The sequence below is a fragment of the Microvirga sesbaniae genome, assembly GCF_025460805.1.
Classification (GTDB): Bacteria; Pseudomonadota; Alphaproteobacteria; order Rhizobiales; family Beijerinckiaceae; genus Microvirga; species Microvirga sesbaniae.
Window position 1 is genome coordinate 390,466 of sequence record NZ_JAMXFJ010000004.1, and the last position, 14,533, is coordinate 404,998.

Below are 14,533 nucleotides of genomic sequence, written 5' to 3' on the forward strand. Positions count from 1 at the left end.
TCACCACAGGCCGACCCCGTGAAAAAAGTCTTCGTCAAATCCTATGGCTGCCAGATGAACGTCTATGACGCCGAGCGCATGGCCGACATGCTGGCGTCGGAGGGCTACAGCGAAACCGCCGCCATGGAGGAGGCGGACCTGGTCATCCTCAACACCTGCCACATCCGCGAGAAGGCTGCCGAGAAGGTCTATTCAGAGCTCGGCCGCGTGCGCGAGATGAAGAAGGAGCGCGAGGCCCTCGGGCAGGACACGAAGGTCGTGGTGGCGGGCTGCGTCGCCCAGGCCGAGGGCAAGGAGATCCTCCGCCGCGCGCCTGCCGTCGACGTGGTGGTGGGCCCGCAGAACTATCACAACCTCCCGCAGCTCCTGAAGAAGCCTCGGTCCGAGCGCGTCGTCGACACCGAATTCCCGATCGAGGACAAGTTCGACCACCTGCCCAAGCCCTCGAGCGCGGCGATCCGGAACCGGGGCGTGTCGGCGTTCCTCACGATCCAGGAGGGCTGCGACAAGTTCTGTACCTTCTGCGTGGTGCCCTATACCCGCGGGGCGGAGGTCTCGCGGCCGGTGGCCAAGATCCTCGACGAGGCCCTGCGGCTGGCCGATGCGGGCGTGCGCGAGCTGACGCTGATCGGGCAGAACGTGAACGCCTATCACGGCGAGGGCCCGGACGGCTCCGTCTGGTCGCTCGGCCGCCTGCTGCACCGGCTGGCCGAGGTACCGGGCATCGCGCGCCTGCGCTACACCACGAGCCATCCGCGCGACATGGACGACGCCCTGATCGCCGCCCATCGCGACATTCCCGCCGTGATGCCGTACCTGCACCTTCCGGTGCAGTCCGGCTCCGACCGCATCCTCGACGCGATGAACCGCAAGCACACGGGCGACGAGTACCGGCGCCTGATCGCGCGCATCCGTGACGCCCAGCCGGCTCTCGCCCTCTCATCCGACTTCATCGTGGGCTTCCCGGGCGAGACGGATGCGGAGTTCGAGGAGACCATGCGGCTCGTGGCCGATGTGGGCTTCGCCAGCTCCTTCTCGTTCAAGTACAGCCCCCGCCCCGGCACGCCGGCCGCCGAGATCGACGCGCAGGTATCCGAAGCCGTGAAGGCCGAGCGTCTGGCCCTGCTGCAGAATCTGCTGGAAATGCAGCGGCAGGCCTTCAACCACGGAACCGTGGGGCAGACCCTCGACGTTCTCTTGGAGAAGCCGGGTCGTCATCCGGGCCAGATGGCGGGCAAGTCGCCCTATCTGCAAGCCGTGCAGATCGACACCGACCGCCACGCGGTCGGGGAGATCGTGACGGTGCGGATCACGCGGGCCGGCTCCAACAGCCTGTTCGGGGAATGGGTCGGGCCCGGCAGTCAGGCCGCTGCCTAGAGCATCGGCCCAAAAAGTGGACCCGCTTTCGGGATCGGATCCGACGCTCACTTCCTTGAGCGGCGCATCGTGCGGGAAACCGGAGCCACTTTTCCGCACGATGCGCTAGTCTCCGGCCCCGCGAGACCCCATATCCGTCGGCCGCACCCGGTGCGGCGACACTTCAGAGGAGAGGCATTTGAGCCCAGCGGACAATGTGACCGCACGAGCCCAAAAGGGGCGGAACGCCAGCAGCTTGCATCCCGGCGTCGTCGAAGAGGCCGAGATCGTCCTCACCTTCGACGACAACCGCCTCGCCAGCCTCGTCTTCGGACAATACGACCAGAACCTCGCCCATCTGGAGCGGCGCCTGAACGTGACCGCCATCGCCAACGGCAACCGGGTCACCGTGAAGGGCACGCCGGAAGCCTCCGAGATGGGCCGCCGAGTCCTGGAAGGCCTCTACGAGCGCGCCCGCCAGGGCGGAGCGCTCGGACCCGGCGACGTGGACGGCGCCATCGAGGAGAGCACCCTGCAGGGCAGCCTCTTTCCGGCCGCCGAGGAGCCGCCGGTCCCGGGGCTCACCGCCTTCGACCAGATCTCCACGCGCCGGCGCGGTCCGGTCCGCGCCCGCAACGCCTCGCAGAACGCCTATATCAAGGCGCTCAAGACGAATGAGCTCGTCTTCGCCGAAGGCCCGGCCGGCACCGGCAAGACCTGGCTGGCTGTCGGCTACGCGGTGTCGCTGCTCGAGGCCGGTCAGGTCGACCGCCTGATCATCTCCCGTCCGGCCGTGGAAGCCGGCGAGCGGCTCGGCTTCCTGCCGGGCGACATGCGCGAGAAGGTCGATCCCTATCTGCGGCCGATCTACGACGCCCTCTACGACTTCATGGAGGCCCGGCACGTGGACCGGGGCCTGCAGACCGGGATGATCGAGATCGCCCCCTTGGCCTTCATGCGCGGGCGCACCCTCACCAACGCCCTGGTGCTGCTCGACGAGGCGCAGAACACCACGTCGATGCAGATGAAGATGTTCCTGACCCGCCTCGGCGAGGGCTCGCGGATGATCATCACGGGCGATCCGACCCAGATCGACCTGCCGCCGGGCCAGAAATCCGGCCTGGTCGAGGCGGTGCGCATCCTGAACGGCGTCGAGGGGATCGCCCGCGTGACCTTCAAGGAGGCCGACGTGGTGCGCCACGACCTCGTGCGCCGCATTGTGACGGCCTACGACAAGGCCGCCCGCGAGGCGCCGCCGGAGCCGCCGCGCCCGGATTACCGGGACCGCCGGCCGTGATCACTCTCGACATCATGATCGAGGCGGGAGACTGGGGCCGCCTCGATGACGCGGAGGCCCTCGCCCAGAAGGCCGCCCAGGCCGCCCTCGCGGTCACCTACGAGGCGGACGGCGCGTTCGAGGCGAGCGTCCTGCTCGCCGACGATGCCCAGATCCGGGAGCTGAACCGCACCTGGCGGGGCAAGGACAAGCCCACCAACGTGCTCTCCTTCCCGGCGCCGGAGCAGCCGGGCGCGACGGGCCCTCGCCATTTGGGCGATATTGCTTTAGCCTATGAGACGCTGGTGCGCGAATCCGAGGAGGAATCCAAGGAGCTCGCGCATCATTTTGCCCATTTGATCGTCCATGGAGTGCTGCATCTCCTCGGCTACGACCACGAGGTCGAGGCGGAGGCGGAGATCATGGAAGGTCTTGAGGTCAAGGCGCTCGCCACCCTCGGCATCGCCGATCCCTATCGCGATATGGCAGCATGAACGGCTGACAACCCAAAGCAATGAACGAAGATCGAAGTCGTAGCGACCGACCTGTCCGAACCCTCACCGAGACAGACGACACACGCGACCACTGGTACGACCGGGTTCTGACCCGTCTCGGCCTGAAACCCCGCGAATCCATCCGCCACGATCTTGAGGACGTCCTCGCGGAAACCGTCGAGGACACGGATTTCTCGCCCCAGGAGCGGGCGATGCTCAAGAACGTGCTCTCCTTCCACCGCATTCGCGTGGAGGACGTGATGGTGCCGCGCGCCGACATCGTGGCGGTGGCGGCCGACACCAACCTCGGCGAGCTGCTCAGCCTGTTCCGCACGGCGGGCCATTCCCGGCTGCCGGTCTATGGCGAGACCCTGGACGACCCCAAGGGCATGGTCCACATCCGCGACTTCCTCGATTTCATCGCCATGCGGGCCGATGGCGGGGCCGTGGCCGGATCCGGCCACGAGGCTCCCCTGCCGAGCCTCGGCCAGATCGACCTGTCGATGGCGCTCTCCTCCGCCAACATCCTGCGGCCGGTCCTGTTCGTGCCGCGCTCCATGCCGGCCATCGACCTGCTGGTGCGCATGCAGGCGACCCGGACCCACATGGCCCTCGTCATCGACGAATACGGCGGCACCGACGGCCTCGTGTCGATCGAGGATCTGGTCGAGATGGTGGTGGGCGACATCGAGGACGAGCACGACGAGGATTCGACCCTCACGATCGTGCCGGCGGCCGACGGCACCTATATCGCCGACGCCCGCGCCAGCCTCGACGAGGTCAAGGAGGTGCTGGGCCTCGACCTCACCGAGGAGGAAGGGGCCGAGGACATCGATACGATCGGCGGCTTCATCGTGACGCTGGCCGGCCGCGTCCCGTCCCGCAGCGAGGTGATCGAGGGGCCGTCGGGCCTGGAATTCGAGGTCCTCGACGCCGATCCGCGGCGCGTGAAGCGCCTGCGCGTCCATCGCCGCACCCCGGCCTCGACCGAGGTGGAGATCAGCGAGGGGCAACCGGTCGCGCCGCGCCCTGAAAGCGCTGCCGCGGAATGAGGCAGCTGGCGAAATGAGTCTCCTGGCGAAGCGCGTCAGCCTCCTGCGGGGCTGGCGCCGCTGGCTCACGGTCTTCGCGGCTGGGGCCGCCGGCGCCCTGGCCATGCCGCCTTTCGGATTCCTGCCCGCCCTCGTCCTTTCCCTGGCGCCGGCAATCTGGCTCCTGGACGGCACCGTCAGGACCGGTCCGTCTCGCCGGGCCGCTGTCCGATCCGCTGCCCTTCTCGGCTGGTTCTGGGGCTTCGGCTATTTCGTCGCCGGATTGTGGTGGCTCGGCGCTGCCTTTCTCGTCGAGGCCGACGAGTTCGCCTGGGCCATGCCGTTCGGCGTGCTGGGCCTGCCCGCCCTGCTCGCCTTCTTTCCCGCCTTCGGCTTTGCCCTGGCGCGCCTGCTCTGGCTCCCGGATGCCGGGCGCATCCTCGCCTTCGCCTTCGGCCTCACGGTCAGCGAATGGCTCAGGGGCCATCTCTTCACCGGCTTCCCCTGGAACAGCCCCGGAATGGCGCTCGGCCAGAACCCGTGGCTGATGCAATCGGCCGCGCTGGTGGGCCTCTACGGCCTCACCTTCCTGAGCCTCCTGATCGGTGCGGCGCCCGCCGTGCTGCTCACCGGCCCGACGGGGCGGGCCCGCTGGACCGCTCCTGCGGCCGCGGCCGGTCTCCTCGCCGGCCTTGCGCTCTTCGGCTTCTGGCGCGTCCCGCCCGAGGCCTGGCCGACCGTCCAGGCCGTGCACCTGCGCATCATGCAGCCCAACCTGCCGCAGGACGCCAAGTTCAACCCGCGCAACCGGGACGCCATCATGCGGCGCTACCTGGGTCTGAGCGCGAGCCCGCGCCGCGATGGCAGTCCGGCGGCGCCGACCCACATCGTCTGGCCGGAATCGGCGTTTCCCTTCCTGCTCCATCGCGACGCCGGCTCGCTCGCGCAGATCGCCACGCTGCTCGGGCCGGGCTCCGTTCTGATCACGGGCGCCGCCCGCATGGACGCACCCCTGCCGGGTGAGGCCGCCGGCAAATTCTACAACGCCATCCAGGTGATCGACGAGAAGGGGACGATCATCGGCACCTACGACAAGGTTCATCTGGTCCCCTTCGGCGAGTACGTGCCGAAAGTTCTCGATGCCTTGATTCGGGCCGTGGGGCTGCGCCAGTTCGTGCACATCCCCGGAGGGTTCGAGCCGAGCGAGACGCGCACCACCTTGTCCATCCCGGGCCTCCCGCCGGTGGCTGCGACGATCTGCTACGAGGCGATCTTCCCGGGCGAGATTCTCGCCGCGGGCACCCGTCCCGACCTGATCCTGAATCTCACCAACGACGCGTGGTTCGGGCAGACGCCAGGGCCCTATCAGCATTTCGCCCAGGCCCGTCTGCGGGCCGTCGAGGAGGGCCTTCCCCTGGTCAGGGCCGCCAACACGGGAATTTCGGCCGTCGTCGATCCTTTCGGCCGTGTCACGGCCGAACTCCAACTGGGAGTTGAGGGAGTTCTGGATGCCGATCTGCCAGTTGCAGGCGCGCCTACTCTTTATAGCAAATGGGGCATGTTTTCTTTGACGGCCACGCTTTCGATCTGCTTAATCTTCCTGATTGCGCGTCGCAGGCACCCACCATTCCCATAAAAACATGCTTCGACGATGCGCCAGTGTCGGCAAGGGGACAGGCCATAATGAAGAAGTCGACGGGCTCGATCGATAAGGAAATCGGAAGCAGAGTGCGGATGCGCCGTGTCTCGATCGGGATGAGCCAGGAGAAGCTTGGCGATATGCTTGGCCTGACCTTTCAGCAGGTTCAGAAATACGAAAAGGGCATGAACCGGATCAGCGTGGCCCGCCTCGTCGAGATTGCCAAGATCCTCAATGTCGAGATCGAGTTCTTCTTCGACGGCGTCAGGCCGGGGAAGGCCGAGGGCGGCTTCGCAGAAAGCGGCTCGCCTCCCTATGTGGCCGACATGATGTCGACCCCGGAAGGCCTGCAACTCGTCCGAACCTTCGCCAGCATCAAGAGCCCCCGGGTCCGCAAGAGCATCGTTCAGCTCGTCAGCTCGCTGGCCTCGCAGGAAGAGATTGAGCGTTCGTCATAAAGAACACGTTCGCTTGACCTTTCCCTCCGCCTGCGGCATGAGCATGTTTCTGAGCCTGACATCTGTTACAGGTTAACCCATTATTCATTGCCTGAAGGAATCCTGTCGTGCGGCGTTCGAGCTATCTTTTCACGAGCGAATCGGTCTCCGAGGGACATCCGGACAAGGTATGCGACCGGATCTCCGATGCCGTTGTCGACGCTTATCTGGCTGCCGAGCCGGAAGCCCGCGTGGCCTGCGAGACGCTGGCCACCACCAACCGGGTCGTCATCGCCGGCGAGGTCCGCGGCCCTGAATCCATCACCAAGGACACGGTGATCGAGCTCGCCCGGGACGCCATCAAGGACATCGGCTACGAGCAGGACGGCTTCCACTGGAAGACCGCCGACGTGTCGGTCTATCTCCATGCCCAGTCGGCTCACATCGCTCAGGGCGTCGACGCCGCCGGCAGCAAGGACGAGGGCGCGGGCGACCAGGGCATCATGTTCGGCTACGCCTGCAACGAGACGCCCGAGCTGATGCCGGCGCCCATCTACTACGCCCACAAGATCCTCGAGAACCTGACCGCGGCCCGCAAGGGCAGGGTCGGTGACGCGGCCAAGCTCGGCCCCGACGCCAAGAGCCAGGTCACGGTGCGCTACGAGAACGGCAAGCCGGTCGCGGCGACCCAGATCGTCCTGTCGACCCAGCACCTCGACGAGAGCCTTTCCTCGGCCGACGTGCGCGCCATCGTCGAACCTTATATCCGCCAGACCCTCCCCGAAGGCTGGATCTCGCCCGACACGATCTGGCACGTGAACCCCACCGGAAAGTTCGTCATCGGCGGTCCCGACGGCGATTGCGGCCTCACCGGCCGCAAGATCATCGTGGACACCTACGGCGGCGCAGCTCCGCACGGCGGCGGCGCCTTCTCCGGCAAGGATCCGACCAAGGTGGACCGTTCGGCCGCCTACGCGGCGCGTTATCTCGCCAAGAACGTGGTCGCCGCGGGTCTCGCCGAGAACTGCACCCTGCAGCTCTCCTACGCCATCGGCGTGGCCAAGCCCCTGTCGATCTATGTGGATCTCCACGGCACTGGCCGGGTGGACGAGAGCAAGCTCGAGGCGATCCTCATGGACGCCATGGACCTGTCGCCGCGCGGCATCCGCACGCATCTCGGCCTCAACAAGCCGATTTATGCCCGTACCTCGGCGTACGGCCATTTCGGCCGCAAGCCCGATGCGGACGGCGGCTTCTCCTGGGAGCGCACGGATCTGGCCGACCGCCTCAAGGCGGCGTTCCGCTAGGATCGCCTCGCGGGCCGAGCCCGCGGCCCCTTAAGCCCCGAAAACGAGCCGGTTCCCCGTCAGGCGAACCGGCTCTCATCGTATCGCCGGCATGGCGGACACAGGTGTTCGAGGCTGATCGTGCCGTTTTCAGGAGCATTTGCCCCATGACCGAAGTCTCCGAACGGGCCGGTGCCTTCTTCGGGCGCCGCAAGGGCAAGAAGCTGCGGGCCGGGCAGGACGAGCTGGTCCAGACCCTGCTGCCTGCGGTCCGGGTGGTGCCGGACAGCCCCCTGGCCGACCAGTTTCCCAACCACCGGCCCCGCGAGACCTGGCTCGAGATCGGCTTCGGCGGGGGCGAACACCTCGCCGCCCAGGCCAGGACCCACCGGGACGTCAACATCGTCGGCTGCGAGCCCTTCGTGAACGGCATGGCGAAGCTTCTGGCCGTGATCGAGCACGAGCGCCTCGACAACGTTCGGGTCTGGGACGACGACGTCACGGATCTCCTGCCCGCCCTGCCCGAGGGCTCGTTCGACCGGGTCTACATCCTCTATCCGGATCCCTGGCCGAAGCGCCGGCAGCGCAAGCGCCGCCTCGTCTCCGACGAGACGCTCGAGGGTCTCGCCCGCGTGATGAGACCCGGCGCCGAACTGCGCTTCGCCAGCGACATCGACGACTATATCGGCTGGGTGCTCGCCCGGGCCCTACGGTCCCGGCATTTCCGCTGGACGGCCACCCGGGCCGACGACTGGCGCCGCCCTTACGAGGGCTGGCCGGGCACCCGCTACGAGGCCAAGGCCATCCGCGAGGGCCGGGTGCCGAGCTACCTGACGTTCGTGAGGGTCTGATCGGCGCCTTTGCGCACTGCGCTTGTATTTTGATCTCGGAATCAGTATATTCGCCTTGTCAGCTCTGGTTGCAGCGTCAAGCTGCTGGTCGAGAGTGGGCCCCCCGGGGTCCGCTCTTTTTTATTGCTTGGACCCCGGGGCGTGCGGAGAGCCATGACAAACGAACGCGACAACCGACTGATCACGGAGAACGGCGTCGCTGCCCGTGTGGCGGCCATCGTCGAGCCGGTGATCGAGGATCTGGGCTTCAATCTCGTGCGGGTGCGGGTCACCGGCCAGAATGGATGCACCGTGCAGATCATGGCCGAGAGGCCCGACGGCACCATGTCGGTGGCCGATTGCGAGACCGTGAGCCGGGGGATTTCGCCGGTCCTCGATCTCGAGGATCCCATCGCCACGGCCTATCACCTGGAGATCTCCTCGCCGGGGATCGACCGGCCGCTCGTGCGCGTCAGCGATTTCGAGCGCTGGAGCGGCTACGAGGCCAAGGTGGAGATGGCCGTGCCGGTCGCCGGCCGCAAGCGCTACCGGGGCCTCCTCCGGGGCGTGGAGGACGGGATGCTCGTGATCGAGCTGCCGGACGTAAAGGAAGGTCTCGATCCCATCGCCCGGGTGCCCCTGACGGATCTCGGCGAGGCTCACCTCGTTCTCACCGACGAGCTGATCCGTGAATCGCTGCGCCGCGGAACGGCGCCGACCACGGACGATCTTGATGAAGACACGGATGTGGTCGACGCGCCCGACGAGACGCCGGACCCGACCGATCAGACGAAACCGAACTAAGGAGCGACCTCGATGGCTATCAGCGCCAACAGGCTTGAACTCTTGCAGATCGCCGATGCGGTCGCACGCGAGAAGGTGATCGACAAGCAGATCGTGCTCGACGCCATGGCGGATGCCATCGCCAAGGCGGCCCGGTCCCGCTACGGGGCCGAGACCGACATCCACGCGGAGATCAACCCGAAGACCGGCGAGCTGCGCCTCGCCCGCCACCTCCTGGTGGTCGACGACGGCGCCGTGGAGAACGATTCCCGCGAGATCACCCTGGCCGAGGCCCGCACCCGCCACAACCCGGCCGCCCAGGTGGGCGACGTGATCGCCGACACCCTGCCGCCCTTCGATTTCGGCCGCATCGCCGCCCAGTCGGCCAAGCAGGTGATCGTGCAGAAGGTCCGCGACGCCGAGCGCGACCGGCAGTACCAGGAATACAAGGACCGCATCGGCGAGGTCGTGAACGGCGCCGTCAAGCGCGTCGAGTACGGCAACGTGATCGTCGATCTCGGCCGCGGCGAGGCGATCATCCGCCGCGACGAGCTCATCCCGCGCGAGACCTTCCGTCCGGGCGACCGGATCCGCGCCTATCTCTTCGACGTTCGCCGCGAAGCCCGCGGGCCCCAGATCTTCCTGTCGCGCACCCACCCGCAGTTCATGGCGAAGCTGTTCGCCTCCGAGGTGCCGGAGATTTACGACGGCATCGTGTCGGTGCAGGCGGTGGCCCGCGATCCCGGCTCCCGGGCCAAGATCGCCGTGACCTCGCGCGACAGCTCCATCGATCCGGTCGGCGCCTGCGTGGGCATGCGCGGCTCCCGCGTCCAGGCGGTGGTCGGCGAGCTGCAGGGCGAGAAGATCGACATCATCCCCTGGTCGCAAGACCAGGCGACCTTCATCGTCAACGCGCTCCAGCCCGCGGAAGTGGTCAAGGTGGTGCTCGACGAGGAGGCCGACCGCATCGAGGTGGTGGTGCCCGACGATCAGCTCTCGCTGGCCATCGGCCGCCGCGGCCAGAACGTGCGCCTCGCCTCGCAGCTCACCGGCTGGGACATCGACATCCTGACCGAAGCCGAGGAATCCGAGCGGCGCCAGAAGGAGTTCGCCGAGCGCACGGAGCTGTTCATGAACGCCCTCGACGTGGACGAGGTCGTCGGCCAGCTGCTGGCCTCCGAGGGCTTCCGCTCCGTTGAGGAAATCGCCTATGTGGATTCCGGCGAGGTGGCCTCGATCGAGGGCTTCGACGAGGACACGGCGTCCGAAATCCAGAGCCGCGCCCAGGAGTACCTCGCCCGGATCGAGGCCGAGAACGAGGCCCGCCGCAAGGAGCTCGGCGTCGACGACGACCTGAAGGAGATCGACGGCGTCACCTCGGCCATGCTGGTGGCCTTCGGCGAGAACGACATCAAGAGCGTCGAGGATCTGGCCGGCTGCGCCACCGACGATCTCGTCGGCTGGACGGAAGGCCGCGGCCCCGAGGCGACCCGCTACAAGGGCGCGCTCGACGGCTTCGACGTCTCCCGTTCGGACGCGGAGAACATGATCATGGCGGCCCGCGTGAAGGCGGGCTGGATCGAGCAGCCGGAAGAGACCGTGGAGACCGAGGGATCGGCCGAAGAGGCCGAGACCGAGGCTCAGCCGTCTTAACCTGGCCATGGTGGGCGCATCGTGCGGAAAAGTGGTCCCGGTTTTCCGCGAAGGACGATGCGCAGGGAAAGAACATGAGCATCGGCTTGATCCCAAAAGCGATTCTCGCTTTTGGGGCCGAGGCTCGAAGCGAGGTCAGCACCCGTGCCGCGGCATGAACCGGAGCGCACCTGCATCATCACCCGCGAGGCGAAAGGCCCCGCGGAGCTGATCCGCTTTGTCCTCGGGCCCGACCATCAGGTCGTTCCGGACCTCCGGCACAAGCTGCCGGGCCGCGGCGTCTGGGTCACGGCCCGGTTCGACATGGTGGAAGCGGCGGCCAAACGTCGCCTCTTCTCCCGCGCCTTCAAGGCCGAGGCCAAGGCCCCGGAGACCCTGGCCCTGGACATCGAGCGCCTGCTCCGGGACGACCTGCGCCAGGGTCTGGCCCTGGCCAACAAGGCCGGGGCGGTGATCACCGGCTTCCACAAGGTCGAGTCGGCGATCACGGATAAGCCCATCGTTGCCCTTATTCATGCCGCAGAGGCGGCCGAAGATGGGCGAAGAAAATTAGCGAACCAGTTGCGAAAACGCCTCGGCGACGCAATATCTCACTTTCCGGTCATCCAAGAATTGTCGATCGACGAATTGGATTTGGCATTAGGCCGGTCACATGTGATACATGCTGCCCTCGTCGCGGGCGCTGGGAGCGACGGCTTTCTGAACCGCTGGCACCGTTACCGCTCCTATCGCGGCACCGATGCCGATCAAACTGGCCTCGAGACCGAGACCGGCGAACCCACGATTTTGAAACCCGCAGGAACTGAGGCGGAATGACTGATACGAAAAACCAGGGCGACAAGACTCTCCACGTGTCGTCCAAGACGCTTTCTCTGAAGCGACCCGTCGAACAGGGCGTGGTGCGCCAAAGCTTCTCCCATGGCCGGTCCAAGTCGGTCGTGGTGGAGACGGTCAAGCGTCGCCCTGCTGTCGGCCCCGGCCCCGGGGTCAAGGAAGACAGGCCCGCGCCCCAACAGGCCGCGGCCCCCGCGAGCGCGCCCAAGCCCGCCGCCCCGGCCCCGAAGCCCGCCGCTCCGGCCCCGAAGCCGGCTGCCCCGGCCCAGGGCGGCCGTCCGCAGCGCAGCGCTCCGAACACCCCCCGGTCCGGCGGCATGGTGCTGCAGACGCTCTCCGAGCAGGAGCGCGACGCCCGCATGAACGCGCTGGCCGATGCCCGCCGTCGCGACGAGGAAGATCGCCGCCGCCAGGCCGAAGAGGCAGCCCGCCGCGCGGAGCGCGAGGCAGCCGAGGCCAAGGAGCGCGAAGCGGCCGAAGCCCGCAAGCGCGAGGAGGACGAGCGCCGCCGTCAGGATGACGAGCGCAAGCGCCGCGCCGAAGACGAGGCCCGCCGTCGCCTGGGTGAAGAGGCTCCGCGCCCGTCGTCCGCACCGGCTCCTGCCGGTCCCGGTCGTGCGCCCGGCTCCGACCGGACCCGGACCGACGGTCCCCGCCCGGCCGGCCGTTTCGACGGCCCGCGCACCGGCGCACCGCGGTCGGATGGTCCCCGCCCCGGCGGCTTCGGCGGTCCGCGCAGCGGTGGCGGCACCATGGGTGGTCGTCCGCCGAGCCTGAACCATATGGCGCGCCCCGCCGCGCCGGTCGCGCCCGATCCGGAGACGGCAAGGCCGAACGTTCGCACGACCCCGCCCGTGGCCGCCCGCGCGCCCGTGGCGGATGACGAGGAAGGCGCCCGCACCATCCGCCGTCCCGGCGTTGCTGCGAAGCCCGCGGCTCTGCCGAAGACGCCCAAGGTCGCTCCCGGGGAGGAAAAGCGCCGCGGCCGCCTGACTCTGGCCAATGCGACCTCGGGCGAGGAGGAGCGGACCCGTTCGCTCGCCGCCTTCCGTCGCCGCAACCAGCGTCTCATGGGCCACCGTCAGGTGGAACAGAAGGAAAAGATCGCCCGCGAGGTGACGATTCCCGAGACGATCACCATCCAGGAACTCGCGAACCGCATGTCGGAGCGTGCCGTGGACGTGATCAAGTTCCTGATGAAGCAGGGACAGATGCACAAGATCACCGACGTGATCGATGCCGATACCGCGCAGCTCGTTGCGGAGGAGCTCGGTCATACGGTGAAGCGCGTCGCGGAATCGGACGTCGAGGAAGGCCTCTTCGACACCCCGGATACGGACGAGAACCTCTCGCCTCGCCCGCCGGTGGTGACCATCATGGGCCACGTCGACCACGGCAAGACCTCGCTGCTCGACGCGATCCGCAAGACCAACGTGGTGTCCGGCGAGGCCGGCGGCATCACGCAGCATATCGGCGCCTACCAGGTGACCTCGCCGCTCGGCGGCAAGATCACCTTCATCGACACGCCCGGCCACGCGGCCTTCACGGCCATGCGCGCCCGCGGCGCCAAGGTGACGGACATCGTCGTCCTGGTGGTGGCGGCGGATGACGGCGTCATGCCGCAGACCGTCGAGGCGATCAACCACGCGCAGGCGGCCGGCGTGCCGCTGATCGTGGCGATCAACAAGGTGGACAAGCCCGATGCCAACCCGCAGCGGGTCCGGACCGAGCTGCTGCAGCACTCGATCGTGGTCGAGTCGATGGGCGGCGAGACCCTCGAGTTCGAGGTTTCGGCCAAGACCGGCCAGGGCCTCGAGACCCTGCTCGAAGGCCTCCAGCTCCAGGCCGAGATCCTCGAGCTCACGGCCAATGCCGAGCGGTCGGCCGAAGGCACGGTCATCGAGGCCAAGCTCGATCGCGGCCGTGGTCCCGTGGCGACCGTTCTGGTCCAGCGCGGCACGCTCCGCACCGGCGACATCGTCGTGGCCGGCGCGGAATGGGGCCGCGTGCGCGCCCTGATCAACGATCTGGGCACCACCGTGAAGGAGGCCGGTCCGTCGGTTCCGGTCGAGGTGCTGGGCTTCAACGGCACGCCCGAGGCCGGCGACCGCGTCGCAGTGGTCGAGTCCGAGGCCCGTGCCCGCGAGGTCACCGAGTACCGCACGCGCCAGAAGCGCGAGCGTCAGGCCGCCCGCATGGGCTCGGCCGGACGGACCCTCGTCGACATGATGCGCGACCTCAAGGCCGGAGCGGGCCGTAAAGAATTCCCGCTCGTGGTCCGGGCGGACGTGCAGGGCTCGGCGGAAGCCATCGTCGGGGCCCTCGAGAAGGTGGGCAACGAGGAAGTGGCCGCCCGCATCGTCCAGGCCGGCGTCGGCGGCATCTCCGAGTCCGACGTCACCCTGGCAGAGGCTTCGGGGGCCATCATCCTGGCCTTCAACGTGCGCGCCCACAAGGAAGCCCGCGAGGCCGCCGAACGCGCCGGCATCGAGATCCGCTACTACAACATCATCTACGACCTCGTGGATGACGTGAAGGCGGCGATGTCCGGCCTGCTGGCCCCGACCTTGCGCGAGGAGCGGCTCGGCGAGGCCCAGGTCCTCGAGGTGTTCAACGTGTCCAAGGTCGGCAAGATCGCCGGCTGCCGCGTCCTCGACGGCGTGGTCCAGCGCGGCGCCCATGTCCGCCTGATCCGCGACAACGTGGTGATCCACGAAGGCCGGCTCTCGCAGCTCAAGCGCTTCAAGGACGACGCCCGCGAGGTCACGTCGGGCCAGGAATGCGGTATGTCCTTCGAGAACTACCAGGACATGCGCGCCGGCGACCTCATCGAGTGCTACCGCGTGGAAGAGGTGAAGCGGACGCTGTAAACGGCTTCCGGCTTCACGCACCACCATCGCCCATCGATCGTCAT

The 14,533-nt window shown here is 67.7% G+C and carries 12 protein-coding genes; all 12 read left to right on the top strand.

Features of this window, described 5'->3' with window-relative positions; all coding sequences use genetic code 11:
- The first annotated feature begins 18 nt into the window (after positions 1-18).
- The 12 genes from miaB to infB all read left to right on the top strand — a co-directional run bounded on the left by miaB (position 19) and on the right by infB (position 14,489).
- The gene (miaB, locus tag OCW50_RS09315; RefSeq protein WP_262297273.1) at positions 19-1,377 is read left to right on the top strand and encodes a tRNA (N6-isopentenyl adenosine(37)-C2)-methylthiotransferase MiaB; all 1,359 of its coding nucleotides are present in this window, start codon (positions 19-21) and stop codon (positions 1,375-1,377) included.
- A 178-nt stretch (positions 1,378-1,555) separates the two neighbouring features.
- Positions 1,556-2,653, top strand: coding sequence for a PhoH family protein (locus tag OCW50_RS09320; RefSeq protein ID WP_373371348.1), 1,098 nt, complete (start codon positions 1,556-1,558; stop codon positions 2,651-2,653).
- A 14-nt stretch (positions 2,654-2,667) separates the two neighbouring features.
- On the top strand, positions 2,668-3,126 hold the full coding sequence (gene ybeY, locus OCW50_RS09325; protein WP_262297333.1) for an rRNA maturation RNase YbeY: 459 nt from the start codon (positions 2,668-2,670) through the stop codon (positions 3,124-3,126).
- Between the two features lie 20 nt (positions 3,127-3,146).
- On the top strand, positions 3,147-4,178 hold the full coding sequence (locus OCW50_RS09330; RefSeq protein WP_262272081.1) for a hemolysin family protein: 1,032 nt from the start codon (positions 3,147-3,149) through the stop codon (positions 4,176-4,178).
- A 13-nt stretch (positions 4,179-4,191) separates the two neighbouring features.
- Positions 4,192-5,793, top strand: coding sequence for an apolipoprotein N-acyltransferase (lnt, locus tag OCW50_RS09335; protein ID WP_262297274.1), 1,602 nt, complete (start codon positions 4,192-4,194; stop codon positions 5,791-5,793).
- Between the two features lie 47 nt (positions 5,794-5,840).
- Positions 5,841-6,254, top strand: coding sequence for a helix-turn-helix domain-containing protein (locus tag OCW50_RS09340; RefSeq protein ID WP_262272083.1), 414 nt, complete (start codon positions 5,841-5,843; stop codon positions 6,252-6,254).
- Positions 6,255-6,361: 107 nt separating this feature from the next.
- Entirely contained in the window at positions 6,362-7,540 is a 1,179-nt protein-coding gene (gene metK, locus OCW50_RS09345) for a methionine adenosyltransferase (RefSeq protein WP_262297275.1), read from the top strand.
- Positions 7,541-7,686: 146 nt separating this feature from the next.
- Positions 7,687-8,370 (top strand): tRNA (guanine(46)-N(7))-methyltransferase TrmB, encoded by a 684-nt coding sequence (gene trmB, locus OCW50_RS09350; protein WP_262297276.1) that lies wholly within the window; start codon positions 7,687-7,689, stop codon positions 8,368-8,370.
- Between the two features lie 153 nt (positions 8,371-8,523).
- Positions 8,524-9,153, top strand: a complete 630-nt coding sequence (gene rimP / locus OCW50_RS09355; protein WP_315974412.1) for a ribosome maturation factor RimP — start codon at positions 8,524-8,526, stop codon at positions 9,151-9,153.
- Between the two features lie 12 nt (positions 9,154-9,165).
- Positions 9,166-10,785 (top strand): transcription termination factor NusA, encoded by a 1,620-nt coding sequence (gene nusA, locus OCW50_RS09360; protein WP_262297277.1) that lies wholly within the window; start codon positions 9,166-9,168, stop codon positions 10,783-10,785.
- A 144-nt stretch (positions 10,786-10,929) separates the two neighbouring features.
- Complete coding sequence (locus OCW50_RS09365; RefSeq protein WP_262297278.1) at positions 10,930-11,601, top strand: RNA-binding protein; 672 nt, start codon at positions 10,930-10,932, stop codon at positions 11,599-11,601.
- Positions 11,598-14,489 carry a translation initiation factor IF-2 gene (gene infB / locus OCW50_RS09370; protein ID WP_262297279.1) on the top strand — a complete coding sequence of 964 codons (2,892 nt, stop codon included), beginning with the start codon at positions 11,598-11,600 and terminating at the stop codon, positions 14,487-14,489. The genes OCW50_RS09365 and infB overlap by 4 nt, the downstream gene beginning before the upstream one ends.
- Positions 14,490-14,533 lie beyond the last annotated feature (44 nt).